Raw genomic sequence first — 13,883 nt, 5'->3', positions numbered from 1 at the left:
ATGTATGGAAAGGAGGAAGAAGAATGAACTTCACCGCACGTCACCTCGCGTACCTGTTCGGGGTACTGCTTCTCATTTCACTCGCGGCGAACTCCTTTTTCTATCAACAAGCGACGGCTGTCACGAGTATTTCAGACCCTAGTGAGACGAAAAACGAGAGCGTCACTTCCCTTGAATCGGCAACCTCCGAGGATACGTCAGCGGACACCGAACAAGTCGTCGCTTCAAAGGAGACGGAACGAATGGAGGAGCTGACGACACAGGCGACGCGCTTCGTCGAGTACGTCTTCACCATCACGAAGGACAGTTACACGACCCAGAAACGACAGGCGAAGAACGTCATGTCGGAGGAACTCGCGGCCACGCTCTTCGCCGCTGACGGCAGTGACGTCGGCACGTTCGAGACGACCGTCCGCGACATCGAGGTGTTCCCTTCTGTCTCCGGAGAAGATTGCCTCGTACGGTTCGAACAGCACCTGTTGATCACCGAGACGGGTTATGAAGAGACGACGCAAGAACTGTTGGCCTTGACGTTCGAGTCTATCGACGGACGTTTGGTCGTCACCGAAATGGAAGACCTGACACCTGAAGGAGGAATCTAGATGCGACGACAAACACGACGGCGTCTCACCCAGAACGTCTCCCGGTTCTACCTCGTACTCGGCGCATTCTTTGTCATCGGCTTCCTCTTCTTTGGTACCTCGTCGTTCTTCTTCGCCGAGGAGGCACCGGTCAATGAGACGCCGATCAACGAGGCAATCCGTCTCTCGAACGGGGAGACCGTGACGCTCCACGCGTCCAGTTACGATACGGAGGCCAAGACAATACGCATCCGACTCTCGCTCGATGAAGCACCAGGTAACACGAACGATCATCTCTTCCGCTATGTCTATAAGGCACGTCCGGATTCCGAGAAGGAAGTCATGGTGCTGTATGACCGGAACGATCAATACATGTTCGAATTGAAAGATGTGCCGAGCGACTTCGACCAGCTCGCTGTCCGGATTTACAGATTGGATGAGTCACAATCGATCGACACACTCACATCCGAGGAACGGGAGAACAGTCTTTTGACGTCACTCTATGCCGACCACCGGACCATCCAACAGGCGAGCCACACATCATCTGACGAGACAACCTTCACGAGACTATTCGTCGAGGACGAGCTCGCGGAGACCGAACGGCATTTGGAAACAGCACAGCAGTCAGTCGTAGCACAACGGCAACAAATCGAGCGACTCGACCGTGACAAAGAGGAACTCGAAGAAGAACTTCCCTACCTCTCGCTCGACGAACAGGTCGAAAAGGAGAACGAGATTTTCGACCTCGGCCGGAAGCGTGACGAGCTCACACTAGAACTTGAAAAGCTCGAACAGTCGGTCGTAGCGCTCGAAGAAAAGCATGACAAATTGCGTGTTCGGCTCCGGGAACTATCAATTTAAGTGGCACATTTCGTGCCAAATCGCTGGTTTTACTGGCACATTTCGTGCCGTTTTCGGACTTTTAGTGATATCACGGAAACCCCAGGCTCTGCCTGGGCTATCACGACAAGTGATAGCAGTTTCCCCTTATGCTCTTTGAACGAACTTTTAGGACCTCGGCAATATACAGCCTCTAGAAAGGTGGTCAGGCAGATGGATCTGTTACTCCGCGACATCGACCCCGTCATCGTGAAGCAAATCGATGAATGGGCGAAGGAACACAACCGCTCCCGGCAACAATATTTGAAAGAACTACTCGCCTCCTGGTGCGCGAACGGCATCCAATCGACGCAGGTCGAGCGGCTCGAACGACAGCTTGAGGCGAACACGCTCCACCTGAAACGGAGCGCGGATGAGCTCGCCGAGTTGACCCGGTTGTTGAACGAGGTGATGCAGGATGCGTGAGACGCCGGGCGTTGTCATCAAGTCGAAGTTCAAGGTGCCGGGCACGAAAAAGAAGTCACGTCGTTACACGACGTACCTCGACTACATCAATCGACCGGACGCCAAAGACAGCCGCGAACAGTTCGAGACGTACCATGATTACATGGGGGACGAGATGAAATCGAGCGGTCTGTTCACACGCGAGGACGACCGGTTGGACGACGAAAAGCGTCGCGCCGTCCGCGACATCTTCAAGCACGCGCAAGAGAACGGGAGCATCCTCTGGCAGGACGTCATCTCGTTCGACAACGCTTGGCTACGCGAGACCGGCGTGCTCCACGACGACCTCGTCGACGAGAAACGGTTGATCCAGGCGACACGGAACGCGATCGATTCAATGCTTCAAAAAGAGAAGATGGTCCACGCCTACTGGACCGGTGCCGTGCATTACAACACCGACAATATCCACGTGCATGTCGCCATCGTCGAGACGAGCCACATGCGCGAGCGCGGCAAACGCAAACCAAAATCGATCGAGCTGATGAAATCGAAGGTCATCCATTCCCTCGCCGACCGGACGAAAGAACAGGAGAAACTGAACGCCTTCATCCGCAACGAACTGGTCGCCCATAAACTGAACCGGAAGATTCCAACGCTCCCGAACCGTATCCTGCATCCCGAGCTCGTCCGTCAATTCAAGGACATCTATGAGCAGTTGCCGGAAGACAAACGGCAATGGCGTTACAACATGAACGGGATCCAGCCGCTCCGTGAATCACTTGACCGTCTGACCGACCGCTATATTGACAATCATTTCAAATCAGAGTTTCAATCCTTCAACGAGCGGCTCGAACAGGAGGTGTCGTTCCATCGTCGCAGCTACGGCGACACGGAGAAGGCCGAGCGTTACCGGACGACGAAGCGACAGGACCTCTACACCCGGATGGGGAATGCCATCCTCTCCGAGATGCGCGACTTGTCAAAAGAACAAACGATAGTTGAGACAAATGGAGCTCCCAAACATCCGGTCAGACGTGCATTCAAACAACAAAAGATATTCAACGAATCACTCTATCGAATCGAGCGGCACATGAACGACGAATTCGAACACCTGAAGAATCAACGTGCTTTTGAACAGCTGGAACGGGACATCGAATATGGAAAGTGAGGGAGAACGATGGAAGAGTTGAGACAAATCCGTCTTCGGTTGAAACCGAAGACGGTCGCGTATTTGGAGGAGTTCGCCGACGACAAACGCTTCGGCCATCTTGGTCAGGTCATCGACCATATCGCAGAAGAACATAAACAACTGGCCAACGAGAAGTGGGACATGCAGTTCCTCACTCGCTCGATCAGCGCGCAGGTTTCATGTCATATCGAGGAGTTGATCAACGGCCAGGTATCGGCGGAACTCGAGCGCATCCGGCTCGCCGCGAACCGCTCCGACCGCCACGGACAGATCCTGACAGAGCTCCTGCAGGCACTCATGCAGACCGAGGGTATTGAGGACATCATGACGACGGATCAGTTCAAACCGACGTTCCTCGAGACAGCGGAACGTATCGTCCAGGGACGCATCGAACACCAAAAACAGAAGAAGGACACGCTAACTGTTGAGAGAGGATGAACCTTATGCGACCACTTGACCGCCCCTTCACGATGGGACAACTGTTGACGCTTCAATCCGATACCGTCACGGTCCTCATCTATGGAAAACGGTACGACATTTTGATATCAATGTCTGAGCATCAGCTTTTAACCGCTATCGCGCAAGACGAGATCGTCTTCCTTCCCGTCAATTTCGAGCGGACACAGCTGTTACTCGACATTTCGGAAACGTCGCCACAATTTGAATGTGAACTGAACGATTTTTCGGATAGTGATGAATCTGTCACCGACTTGTTGAAGGAAGGAGTCTGACACGATGGCCAAGATGAAGACGAACGAAGAACGGAAAGCCGAGCTCGAGGCCTTGACCGAGGAGATGGGAAAACAGATTGACAGCTACTTCGAGAGTCCAGAAAAGATTCGGGAGCATCTCCAGTTCCTCGGCAAGTTCCATCAATACTCGATGCGGAACGCGGTCTTGATCGAGTCCCAGTTCCCCGGCGCGGTCGCGGTCGGCTCTTATCCGTTCTGGGAGAAGCAAGGCGCACAGGTGCAAAAAGGTGAGCGTGGCATCAAGGTGTTCGTCCCAAGCCCAGTGACGTATGCCTTGTACAAAGACGAATGGGTACCGCTCAGCAAGGCACCGAAACCAATCAAAGACGGCGTGAAACAAGGACGCATTCCGTCACGCAAGATGATGTACTTCAAAATCGGTCACGTGTTCGAGTATACGCAGACCGACGCGCGCGAGAAAGGGATCGAAGTCTCGGACATCTTCAAACGGTATCACCGGGACGGCGGAATGGAAAACGAACAAGACATCCGTGACGCCTTGACGACGCTCGCGGATGTCCGGAATGTGACACTATTGGAGGAACCGCTCGACGAGATTGGAACGGCGAAGGGTTGTTACTATCCGGAGCTACATGCGATCGCCTTGAATCCACGGAACACATCCATCGAGGACATCACCGTCCTGATCCACGAGCTCGCTCACGCGGAGCTACACAATCAAGAACGGAACTTTGAACGCGATCAACCGCTTACGGCACCCGAGAAGGAGTTCCAGGCCGAGATGGTCGCCTACGTCGTCTCACATCAGCTCGGGTTCCCGACGGATGATTTCTCACTGTCGTACTTGGCCGGTTGGACGAAAGACAAGGAGCTCCTCGATAAGGAACAACTGTTGCAGGAGGTCCATCAGACATCCGCGGCTTTCCTCGACCATATCGAGTCACATTTAGAGAAGGTGAACACTTTGGAGCAAGAAAAGGAACAGAGTCCACTCGAGTATATCAACCAGATGAATCACCGCATGGGGTGGAAAAATACTGATCTCAATCTCTATGAACAGATGCATGCCGTACAAAATGTGTTCCCCGAGGAAGTAGAGCCCTATCTGAACGCAAAAGCGGCCCTCGAGACGAACCTGAAGGTGGATCGCGTCGATGAGCCGCTCATGTATATTCATGGTAAGGGTCTCGGGTTTCAGCAGTTCGGCATCGCCAATAATCATGACTTCAGTGAAGATCAGCTTGTGGCTTATACAATCGCATTACCGAATCAACCATTGGTCAGTGGTCACTTCGTCCCGGAAAGTGCCGTACATCCTTTACACCATCTTGAAAAAACCAATCGTTTGGAGAGACCGGTCCTGAAATCGCTTGAAAATCACTGGCATGACGTGTTGTTAGATGAAGAACAAAAGTCCCTTTCAAGAATTTCATTGTTTAACATCGAAAGACTCTGGTGACATTCGTGGGTATGATGATTTAAAAATTCATACCCTTTTCAATTTCAGAGCGCTGCCATTGCTTTTACCTCATACATTTTGTGTAAGCATATGAGCAGCTGTTTCACGCATATCTTGTAGGTCAGATATCTCTGCGAATTCAGCTACAGTTATTGCGCTGGTTGTTAACAACTCAATTATATGCTCGTCCATTCTTGACCATGTTCTTCCGCCTGCATTGTCGTAAGCATCGAGTAACTTTGTCAAACCATCCTTACCAAACAGTAATAGATGTGATAGAAAATCCACAGATGTGTCCGCAATACTAATTTCTGTCCAATCTATCAAACCAGAGACCTCAAAATTCTTATTTATTAGTATGTGGCCAGGGTGTAAATCCCCGTGGCTTACACCTACATGCGATGGCCATAGCGAATCATTCGCCAACCATTCTTGCCAACGCTCCCATAGCTCTGAATTCACATGATACTTCTGTCTCACCTTCTCCATCCGTATCTTCATTGAACTGTTTAAATCTCTAGCATATAGAGTTTTGATACCGATTTCTTTGAAGTGTCGATGTGGTAATGTGTGTAGTTCTGCCAACACTTTACCTAATGACTGATAGTAAGATTGTGGTGTATTCTCTTTGTCAAAACTCCAGATGTAATCTTGTTGCTCTACATCAATTGTTGCAACCGGAACACCATCTAATTGCTTATACGCAATTAGTTCATCATCAAAAATTGACCAATTTGGAACTTGAAAACTCACATGTTCTTCCATAATTTCTAGTGCCCTCTTTTCTTTCAAGGCGCTCCTCATCGAATCTAATCTTCGAGGAATTCTTAGTATCCACTTGCTACCAAGCGTATCTTTTGCATAAGCAACTTGAAAATCAACACCCGATTCATTTACCACAATGCTATTCTCTAACACATCTAATCCTTTATTTTTTGCAAGCCGTTTAAATTCGTTCATGATTTGTTCCTCCAATTTTTATGTTGTGCGATAAGCAAGTGAAATGTATGCATTTTTAATACTTTTTCATTTCAATCTTTTCTAATTAGACTTAACTAAATGAAGTCATAAAAAAATCACAGACAAAATGGTGTCTGTGATCAAGAGTAAATGAGCTACAACCAAGAAGCGTCCATTATCAAAAATAAAAGGACACGACAAAAAGAGTTGTAAATCTGCTATGTTTGTAAGTGTGTGGTTTCTTCGTCAAAGATTGATAAAAATGTGCAGACTACTCCCATTTACTCTGTTTTATGAAAACAGAGCCTTTGAACATATTCAATTAGCCATTGTTCAAAGTGTGGTGGCGTAATCTCCCGGCGTGCATCATTCTTAACAATCCTCCTAGTGAATATTATGCTGTTGACTTTATATCAGTTTTTATTCAATGTCAATCGAGCTTTATATTTAGATAAAAAATATTTGCCGATTTGTCTTTATTAAATACTGATTTGTAAGTTTTAAAAATACAATCATGAATAATTGATACTCGTTTTTAATCTTCCCAAAGCTCATCCATCAACTCATCGATATCACTCGATAATCGTTTGCGTTCCTTGGCGTCCACTTCAACTTTCCCATCTTCATAAAACCAAAGCACGTCACCAGGTTGAACCGTGTCTGGAAGTCGTGACTTTGGAATATCCTCCATCACTTCTCCGAATTCGACGACAGCCAAGTCCCCTTCAAATCGATCGATGATACCTCTCCGTCGCTTCATCTTGATTTCTTTACGGCATAACTTGAACCGTTCCCTGTAATGATGATCGTGCCATTCTTATCTGTGCGAAGCGTGTTCGTTTTTTGACGCTTCAAGTTCGTCACCACTTCGGACGTCGGGTGCCCATAGCTGTTCTTCCCGACGCTGATGATGGCATGCTTCGGTTTGACCGTGTTCAGGAACGTGCTACTTGTTGAGGTCTTGGCACCGTGATGCCCCACCTTCAAGACATCCGCTCGGAGCGTCTGTTTCTTCGCCATCATGTCTTTCTCGGACACGTGTTCCGCGTCTCCCGTGAACAAGAACGTGTTCTTCTTGTACGTGACATGAAGGACTGCACTCCAGTTGTTCAAGTCACTGTTCGAGTAGGATTTGACCGGACCCACAAACTTCGCGCTGACACCTTTGATTGGCAGTTTTACACCGGCCTGTGCCGTTTTAATGGTCTTTCCTTCCCGTTTAACGGCTTGTAGAAAATCTTTGTAAGCCTGGGTCGTGTGCTTCACTTTTGGCGCGTAGACGTTCTCGACACGATAGGCATCTAGGATTTCGTCTAATCCACCGATATGATCCGCATCCGGATGCGTCGAAATCAATACCTCGATATCGTCAACTTTTTGCTTTTTGAGGTAGGCGACGATGGCATCCCCTTTTCCTTTATTTCCGCCGTCGATGATGACGTCTTCACCGCTCGGCATCTTGATATAGATAGCGTCTCCTTGCCCGACATCAATGTAATGGACTTTGATGCTCGCAGCAGCTGATGCTTCCCCGTATGGCGACACCAATAGCGCTCCACTAAATAGAACGGCACTCCCAATCTTGATCAATTTATTCATCTTCTATCACTCCACTTTAAAATTATTGTAAAATTATCCAACACACCTTTATTATAATCCGGTATTTATTAAATAGCTTCTTATTCCTGTGGTTGACCGTATACATAAATAGGCAAGGTGTAATTGATAGGAGGAGTGAGAGAAATGGATTTACGAAAACCAATCGCAATAAACAAGACGAATAAACCGGTCCTGATTTTTAAAGACGGAGTAGAATTAAAGGAGTGTGTCTCCATTCAGGAAGCTGCACACTATCTGAAGGGATACACGTTATGCACCGCAATGCCGTATCGTCATATTATGAATGGCATCATTCTTGATGAGACCTGGATCCATGAGGGAAGCAGCTATAGGTTCAGCACTGATCCTGATGTGAAAAAGGCAAAGTTGGAAGAGATGAAAATCCGGAACAAAGTCCGTTTTTAAGGAAGGACAGAATATGAAATCGAACAGGTCTCATGTGCGGCACCTTAAACACGCTGTACACGACTTCGTCACTGTTTATTACAACCCTACGAGGTACACTTGAACTAAAAAGGGGTTCTCCTTATGCGACTTCAAGAATGGATCCAGCAATATCACAGTACAGAGATACTACGCTTTGATCACCTTTGCGAGTACTTGGATGCGACACCGTTTGAAATCAAACACCACCTTGATGGAATCAGTACTGAGATAACCGGCGTACTGAAGTCAGAAGAGGGTGTTGGCGACGACGCGTTCATCACGAAGCTAGAACATCATTTGCTCAGTCGATTCAACAAACGAAGAAAAAAAGTGAAAGTCACAATTGAGGTAGAACTGCCATTACCGGAAGAAGCCTACAACTTTTGTCAGCGCGAACGATTTGGAATGATTGAACGCGTCACTCAACATATGGACGAACAAAACGTGAAGGATTGGCGCATCGTAAACATGCGGAGGATATAATTGAACATAGATCGTATTGACTCATCTACATATATACATGCTATAAGGAGAACAAAATGAAATTCACCTACTTAGCCTTCCCTTTGGCCATCCTGCTGATGGCCGGTTGTACCAGTGAAGACACCCCTTCTACAAGTGAGAAAGTGGAGGAGCCTGCTACTCTCAAACAGAAGAAGTCGTCGAGACGACTGAAACGAGTACAGACGACTCAAATACGGAGACGACTTCCGAAGAGCCTGCAACAACCGAGGAAACGGTCACAAATTCGGTTAACAATCATTTCTCCGGCTATAAACTGATCAATGTTGATGGTGGGGATTTGTCCGGGTACCGTGAGGCGAACGTCGTCGTCGATATCGGATATGGAGATCGCGAGTATTGGGCGTTCACGAACGAACATGGTCAATTGATTCGTGTCATCGCCGATCAGATCATCCTGCAGGATGATGATTCGGAGGATGTGACCTCGGATGGCCGCTACTATCATGACGAGGCGAAGGTCCCAGGCGTCGAACACAGTGATCTCGACGAGGGTCATGTCATCGCCGACTCGCTCGGGGGCGTCTCGAACGCCTACAACATCACACCACAGGATAGCACGCTCAACCGCTACGGGGACCAGGCTTATATGGAGGATGTGATCCGTAAGGCAGGTGGCGCGACCGACTTCGAGGCGATCATCACATATCCGGATACGAAAACTCATATTCCGTCACACTACCAATACACCTATACGGTCAAAGGAAATGTCGTCACCGATTCCTTCGACAACGTGAACCCGGATGAGGTGAACGAAGCGCTCGGCCTCACAGAAAGTGAACCGGATCCCGCAGCTACACCTGAAGCCACAGCTGATGTCTCGAGCGTAGATACGAATGGAAACGGTCAGGTGACGATCCAGGAAGCGAAAGACGCCGGTTTCACGATGCCGATTATGAGCGACCATTGGCTCTACCCCTATATGCGTGATAACGACAACGACGGAATGGTCGGGGAATGATTTCAACCCAAAAATTAAAACAATGATGATTGTATAAAAAGACATCCTCCATTTCTAAGAGAATGTCTTTTTATATTCATTTACGTTTTCGATTCACTTTATCGAGCCGAATTTTCTCAATTAACGCGTGGATGATTTGCTCATCTCTTCCACCGAAATCTTTATTGAAGGGAATCCGCTCTCCTTCGAACATGAAGTAATCGAGCAGGTACGGGACTCGAGGTGTTGCGTGGCCCCACGTGTGCTCCGAGCAACGTTCCCACACCTCGGCTTCGAACTCTTTTGAATAGCGCATATGCTCGACGGCAGCCTTGACCTCCGATTTCTTCAGGACAAAATAGTCTTCAAAGACGAATTTACCGAGAAGCTCATACCACATCTCCTCGCGGACCCGTTCTTTAATCGCTTCTACATCGACTTCAACATGATACGGGGCCTCTTCTTCATTCTTGATGACATCCCTTGCTTCCCCTGTCACCGACTCCGGATGCAGCTCCCACCCTTCAGGCATCCGTTCTTTGATGAACTGTTCGAGCGCCTCCTCACTGATCCGATATCCTTTTTTACGTGACTCGAGCGGTTCTGCCTGGATCACGCCTTTTCGTACCCAGTTGCGGACCGTCTCCTTATGGCTTGTGAGCTTGTTCTTCGATAAGATTTCAAATGCCTCATCAATCGTATACATGATAAGCCTCCTTTTAACACAACGATGATTTTATTAAATAATACCATGACCATTGTATTAAAGTAAGCTGTTACTTTAATCGGTTTCAAATTGATAAGAAATTACTAAATGGATACCAAACAAAAACACCATTCCGGAGAATGGTGTACCTCTAGAAAATTGTTTTCATTTCTTAAAAAATATTTTTAATACTTATTATACTGCTTAACGAGACTTATCTCCTACTTGCGAATACGTTTGAGTAACTTTAAGTCCAGTTGACGTAGAAGCATCCCATCTCACTTTACTTGTTATTGACATATCAAATGACATTAATCCAATTCCGTTATAGCCACCGACAGTAACGTTGTATAATCCCATAGCGTTAATATCGTATCCGATTTTTTCAGCACGTGAATCAATTGCTTGCGAAGAAGCTTTGATTGCTGTCGGAAAAATACTCGACGTCCCACTAGTACTGTGCCCAGTTAATCTTAAGCCATCAGATCTTGTGGTATAGGTAGTCACAAGACCACAAGTAGAATCAGGGTACAATAACGCACGGATACTATATGCAATTTTATAAGAATATGTACCAAAACTTCGTGTTAATTGAAGACTTTGAACAGTAGCTTTATTTTGAGGAGTTTTTGCCAATTCAACTAATTCGTTTGATGTCACCACTGTAATTTCTGCTCCAGTTTTAGGAAGTGTATACGTCACTTTAGAATTCCCTCCTAAATTTTCATCATCAGCGATAGAAAAAACAGAGATTTCCTCTTCTAACAATTCGTTATATTGATTAAGAACTTCTGGGCTAGTATTTTTAATTAATGTTAATTCTTCTGGAAGTAAACCTTCATTTGATGAGAGTACAGAATAACTGAAAGATTTAGAGTTGTTTATTTTAGTCAACTTTTGATTAGTTTTGCTAGCTTTTTTCTTATCCATTATTTCTTTACTTTCTTGTGAAAATTCACTCAAGCTATCAATAAAGTAGTTTACATTTTCTTCAGCGCCAACTGATGGGATAAATAGATTAGCAGAAAGTAAAGTTGCTAAAGTTAAAGTGGAAATTTTTTTCATTTTATTCCTCTGCTTTTGAGTTATAATAAGTATTAAAGAAGCAAATAGCCTCTATTTCTTTCTTACAGAATAATATTAGAACATTATTTTCTTTTAATAAACAAATTTTAGGATTTTTTTGGATTTGATTAATAATAAATACCTTTTTTATTCATCTTTATTGCTTATATGCGTAGGATTAACAAGTAATATCCTTCTTGAAAAATTAGGTATGTTTTCAAACAGTACATTTAGCATCTTAAGTATTCCTATTGGTTCAGTTGATAATTATTTTTATCCCGGATTATTTTTATTGTTTTTGACCACGATAGGTCTGTATTTATTGCCCTTCTCATTCCTTCTTATTAAATGAGAAAAAAGCCACTATTAGTTTCACATTCTTAGTAGCAGTTATAATCTTCCCTCACATTCCATTTTAATTTTTCAGTAAGTAAATGCTGGTTAGCATTAATCTTGGCGAGTGCGTCTGCTAGTTCGTCATCACTGACCTATGAGAAGTTTAAACCCTTCGGGAAGAACTAGCGGAGAAGACTGTTGAGGTTCACATCGCTCCCCTGCTACCGTGATGAATAAGGGTCGGCGAAATAAAGTGGCATGCCAAGTGAGGACCGGATGCGCTCGTAACAGCTGAACGCCTTGCCTCAGTCCGTCGTCGCCGTCATGAATGTACCCCTCTGGGAAGACGCCATGGAACGTGTTGATCACCTCCAAAATCGAGGCCGCACTGCGGTTCGCGATTGGTAGGACGAGGTAGAACCGGTCCTTGCGCTCGATGAACGTCGCGACGCAAGCCTCCGACCTCCCGCGGCCGGTCCGAGACGGTCAGCCCGACGTTGATGCGCCCGACGATCTGTTCCGGGGACCAGGTCGCCCGCAGTTTCTCGATGATCGTCAGACGCATCATGTCGTCGAGCTTCGTCTTAGCGCCACAGTTCTCTTTCGCCCTCACATAGCGTTCCTGTGCACGTTCCGATTTTTACCCGGGGTTCCGTCTGATCTCCCGCGAGACGGTCGAGGACTGCCGCCCAAGCCCCAGATAGGTCTCTATTTCCACGCGCTCGGTTGTGGTAAGATGGGTATAGCTCATGGCGACTCCTCCGTCTGAATGTTTGCGTCGTAACTTCATTCTACACTAGGCCGCCGCTATGGGCTTTTTTTGCGTTCACGTTGGGGTATTGCACTTAATTTTATAATTCATCTAATATAAATAATGGTACGATTTACAACTTCCACTTTGAAACTATTGAATTATATTTAATCACAGAATGTCATAATTTTAAAAAAAGTATATCCATCCAAATAAATATACGCACAATAGTCAGTTGTTGAAGATACACTAAAATTTACGGATGCCGCTTGATTTAGTCCGATGCTCGCGTCCCCGTTTGTGGTAATTGTATTGTTATTATAAAAATCTCCGTTCACAATCAAAAAATTCGACCATCGTTTTGTAAATGCGTGTCTCGATTTTCCGTAACAGTTGGTTCGCTGGCACGAGTTCGTCGAACGTTACTATCTCCAATTGAGTTCGGTTGGTTTTCCGATTTTGTTGATTTCCTGATCATTCGATTCTCCTACATAACTGTTTCTATGTCCCTCATTATAAAAAAGCGATGACGTTACGAAAAAAAGGATTGATGCGTGGACCGACCAAGGGCACGGCGAGACTTCCAGGGGATCAGCAAGCAAAGGGAGGTCCAGCAGCGACAATGTCTCGATGCGGCTCCCTGTTTGTCCTCAGAAAAGCGAACTGTGCCCGGTCGGGCAAATAAAAAAGACTGCAGACAATGTGATGTCTACAATCTGAGACAGCACGGGCCGTCTTAAGAGTTCTGTAAAATCTTGATGTCGTTGACGATGTCCTCGATCGGCACGTCTTGGAATCCTTGATACGCCTTGATGATTTTCCCGTCCTGATCGACGAGATAGAACCACGTCGCGTGATCCACTTGGGTGCCTTCTGACGGTTTGCGGACGAGCGCTTTGAAGTTTTGTTGCGCAAACGCCTCAATCTCTTCTTGCGAATAGCCCGTCAAGAATTGCCAATCGGCTTTCGCCAAGTCGTAATCAGCCATGAACGCTTGAATCTTGTCCGGCGTATCGACGGTCGGGTCGACGCTGAACGACACGAACTGGACGTCTTCGACGCCTTCCTCGACGAGCGCTTCATTGAGTTTCGTCATGTTGTACGTCATCGGTGGACAGACCGTCTCACAGTTTGTGAACACGAAGTCGGCCATCCATACCTTCCCTTTCAAATCATCGAGACTGACCATCTCTTCATTTTGATTCATATAATTGAACGACTCGATCTCCCAATTGAGCGGGTCTTCAATTTCATTGCTGCACGCGGCGAGCACCGCCATCAGGCTAATCAAGCCAATGAGCATCCATTTCTTCACACGTTCCATCTCCTTC

Annotated in this window: 16 protein-coding genes and 1 pseudogene; 10 read left to right on the top strand and 7 right to left on the bottom strand. The window is 46.6% G+C overall.

All coding sequences use genetic code 11. The annotated features are described in order from the left end of the window. Positions 1-23: 23 nt before the first annotated feature. The 7 genes from KNP78_RS09790 to KNP78_RS09760 all read left to right on the top strand — a co-directional run bounded on the left by KNP78_RS09790 (position 24) and on the right by KNP78_RS09760 (position 5,226). A complete protein-coding gene (locus KNP78_RS09790) occupies positions 24-602 on the top strand; it encodes a hypothetical protein (RefSeq protein WP_214823889.1) in 579 nt (192 codons plus the stop codon). After that, positions 603-1,442: a hypothetical protein gene (locus KNP78_RS09785; RefSeq protein WP_214823886.1), complete on the top strand. Its 840-nt coding sequence runs from the start codon at positions 603-605 to the stop codon at positions 1,440-1,442. Between the two features lie 192 nt (positions 1,443-1,634). Further along, positions 1,635-1,886 carry a hypothetical protein gene (locus tag KNP78_RS09780; protein ID WP_214823884.1) on the top strand — a complete coding sequence of 84 codons (252 nt, stop codon included), beginning with the start codon at positions 1,635-1,637 and terminating at the stop codon, positions 1,884-1,886. Then, entirely contained in the window at positions 1,879-3,033 is a 1,155-nt protein-coding gene (mobP2, locus tag KNP78_RS09775) for a MobP2 family relaxase (protein ID WP_214823882.1), read from the top strand. Before KNP78_RS09780 ends, mobP2 begins: the two co-directional genes overlap by 8 nt. A 9-nt stretch (positions 3,034-3,042) precedes the next feature. Then, positions 3,043-3,492, top strand: coding sequence for a hypothetical protein (locus KNP78_RS09770; protein ID WP_214823881.1), 450 nt, complete (start codon positions 3,043-3,045; stop codon positions 3,490-3,492). Positions 3,493-3,497: 5 nt separating this feature from the next. After that, complete coding sequence (locus KNP78_RS09765; RefSeq protein WP_214823879.1) at positions 3,498-3,785, top strand: hypothetical protein; 288 nt, start codon at positions 3,498-3,500, stop codon at positions 3,783-3,785. 4 nt (positions 3,786-3,789) lie between these two features. After that, on the top strand, positions 3,790-5,226 hold the full coding sequence (locus KNP78_RS09760) for an ImmA/IrrE family metallo-endopeptidase (protein ID WP_214823877.1): 1,437 nt from the start codon (positions 3,790-3,792) through the stop codon (positions 5,224-5,226). Between the two features lie 69 nt (positions 5,227-5,295). Here KNP78_RS09760 and mphN read toward each other — a convergent pair whose 3' ends face one another. The 3 genes from mphN to KNP78_RS09745 form a co-directional block, all read right to left on the bottom strand. Next, positions 5,296-6,186, bottom strand: a complete 891-nt coding sequence (gene mphN, locus KNP78_RS09755; RefSeq protein ID WP_214758528.1) for a macrolide 2'-phosphotransferase — start codon at positions 6,184-6,186, stop codon at positions 5,296-5,298. A gap of 535 nt (positions 6,187-6,721) precedes the next feature. Further along, positions 6,722-6,946 carry a DUF3006 domain-containing protein gene (locus tag KNP78_RS09750; RefSeq protein WP_024127775.1) on the bottom strand — a complete coding sequence of 75 codons (225 nt, stop codon included), beginning with the start codon at positions 6,944-6,946 and terminating at the stop codon, positions 6,722-6,724. Further along, positions 6,943-7,785: a ComEC/Rec2 family competence protein gene (locus tag KNP78_RS09745; protein WP_214823875.1), complete on the bottom strand. Its 843-nt coding sequence runs from the start codon at positions 7,783-7,785 to the stop codon at positions 6,943-6,945. Before KNP78_RS09745 ends, KNP78_RS09750 begins: the two co-directional genes overlap by 4 nt. A 144-nt stretch (positions 7,786-7,929) precedes the next feature. On the opposite strand from KNP78_RS09745, the gene KNP78_RS09740 reads away from it, so the two are divergent. The 3 genes and pseudogenes from KNP78_RS09740 to KNP78_RS09730 all read left to right on the top strand — a co-directional run bounded on the left by KNP78_RS09740 (position 7,930) and on the right by KNP78_RS09730 (position 9,715). Then, positions 7,930-8,211, top strand: a complete 282-nt coding sequence (locus KNP78_RS09740; protein ID WP_214823868.1) for a hypothetical protein — start codon at positions 7,930-7,932, stop codon at positions 8,209-8,211. Positions 8,212-8,334: 123 nt separating this feature from the next. Next, a complete protein-coding gene (locus KNP78_RS09735; RefSeq protein ID WP_214686262.1) occupies positions 8,335-8,715 on the top strand; it encodes a hypothetical protein in 381 nt (126 codons plus the stop codon). Positions 8,716-8,771: 56 nt separating this feature from the next. After that, positions 8,772-9,715: pseudogene (locus KNP78_RS09730) on the top strand (DNA/RNA non-specific endonuclease). A 76-nt stretch (positions 9,716-9,791) separates the two neighbouring features. Here KNP78_RS09730 and KNP78_RS09725 read toward each other — a convergent pair. The 4 genes from KNP78_RS09725 to KNP78_RS09710 form a co-directional block, all read right to left on the bottom strand. Then, on the bottom strand, positions 9,792-10,400 hold the full coding sequence (locus KNP78_RS09725; RefSeq protein WP_214689682.1) for a helix-turn-helix domain-containing protein: 609 nt from the start codon (positions 10,398-10,400) through the stop codon (positions 9,792-9,794). A gap of 204 nt (positions 10,401-10,604) precedes the next feature. After that, a complete protein-coding gene (locus tag KNP78_RS09720) occupies positions 10,605-11,465 on the bottom strand; it encodes a hypothetical protein (protein ID WP_214782782.1) in 861 nt (286 codons plus the stop codon). Positions 11,466-12,123: 658 nt separating this feature from the next. Beyond that, positions 12,124-12,414, bottom strand: coding sequence for a hypothetical protein (locus KNP78_RS09715; protein ID WP_214823867.1), 291 nt, complete (start codon positions 12,412-12,414; stop codon positions 12,124-12,126). 874 nt (positions 12,415-13,288) lie between these two features. Next, entirely contained in the window at positions 13,289-13,876 is a 588-nt protein-coding gene (locus KNP78_RS09710) for an SCO family protein (RefSeq protein ID WP_214689690.1), read from the bottom strand. Positions 13,877-13,883 lie beyond the last annotated feature (7 nt).

Origin of the sequence: Exiguobacterium sp. s28 (genome assembly GCF_018618135.1) — a bacterium.
Classification (GTDB): Bacteria; Bacillota; Bacilli; order Exiguobacteriales; family Exiguobacteriaceae; genus Exiguobacterium; species Exiguobacterium mexicanum_A.
This window is presented reverse-complemented; position numbering and strand designations above follow the sequence as displayed.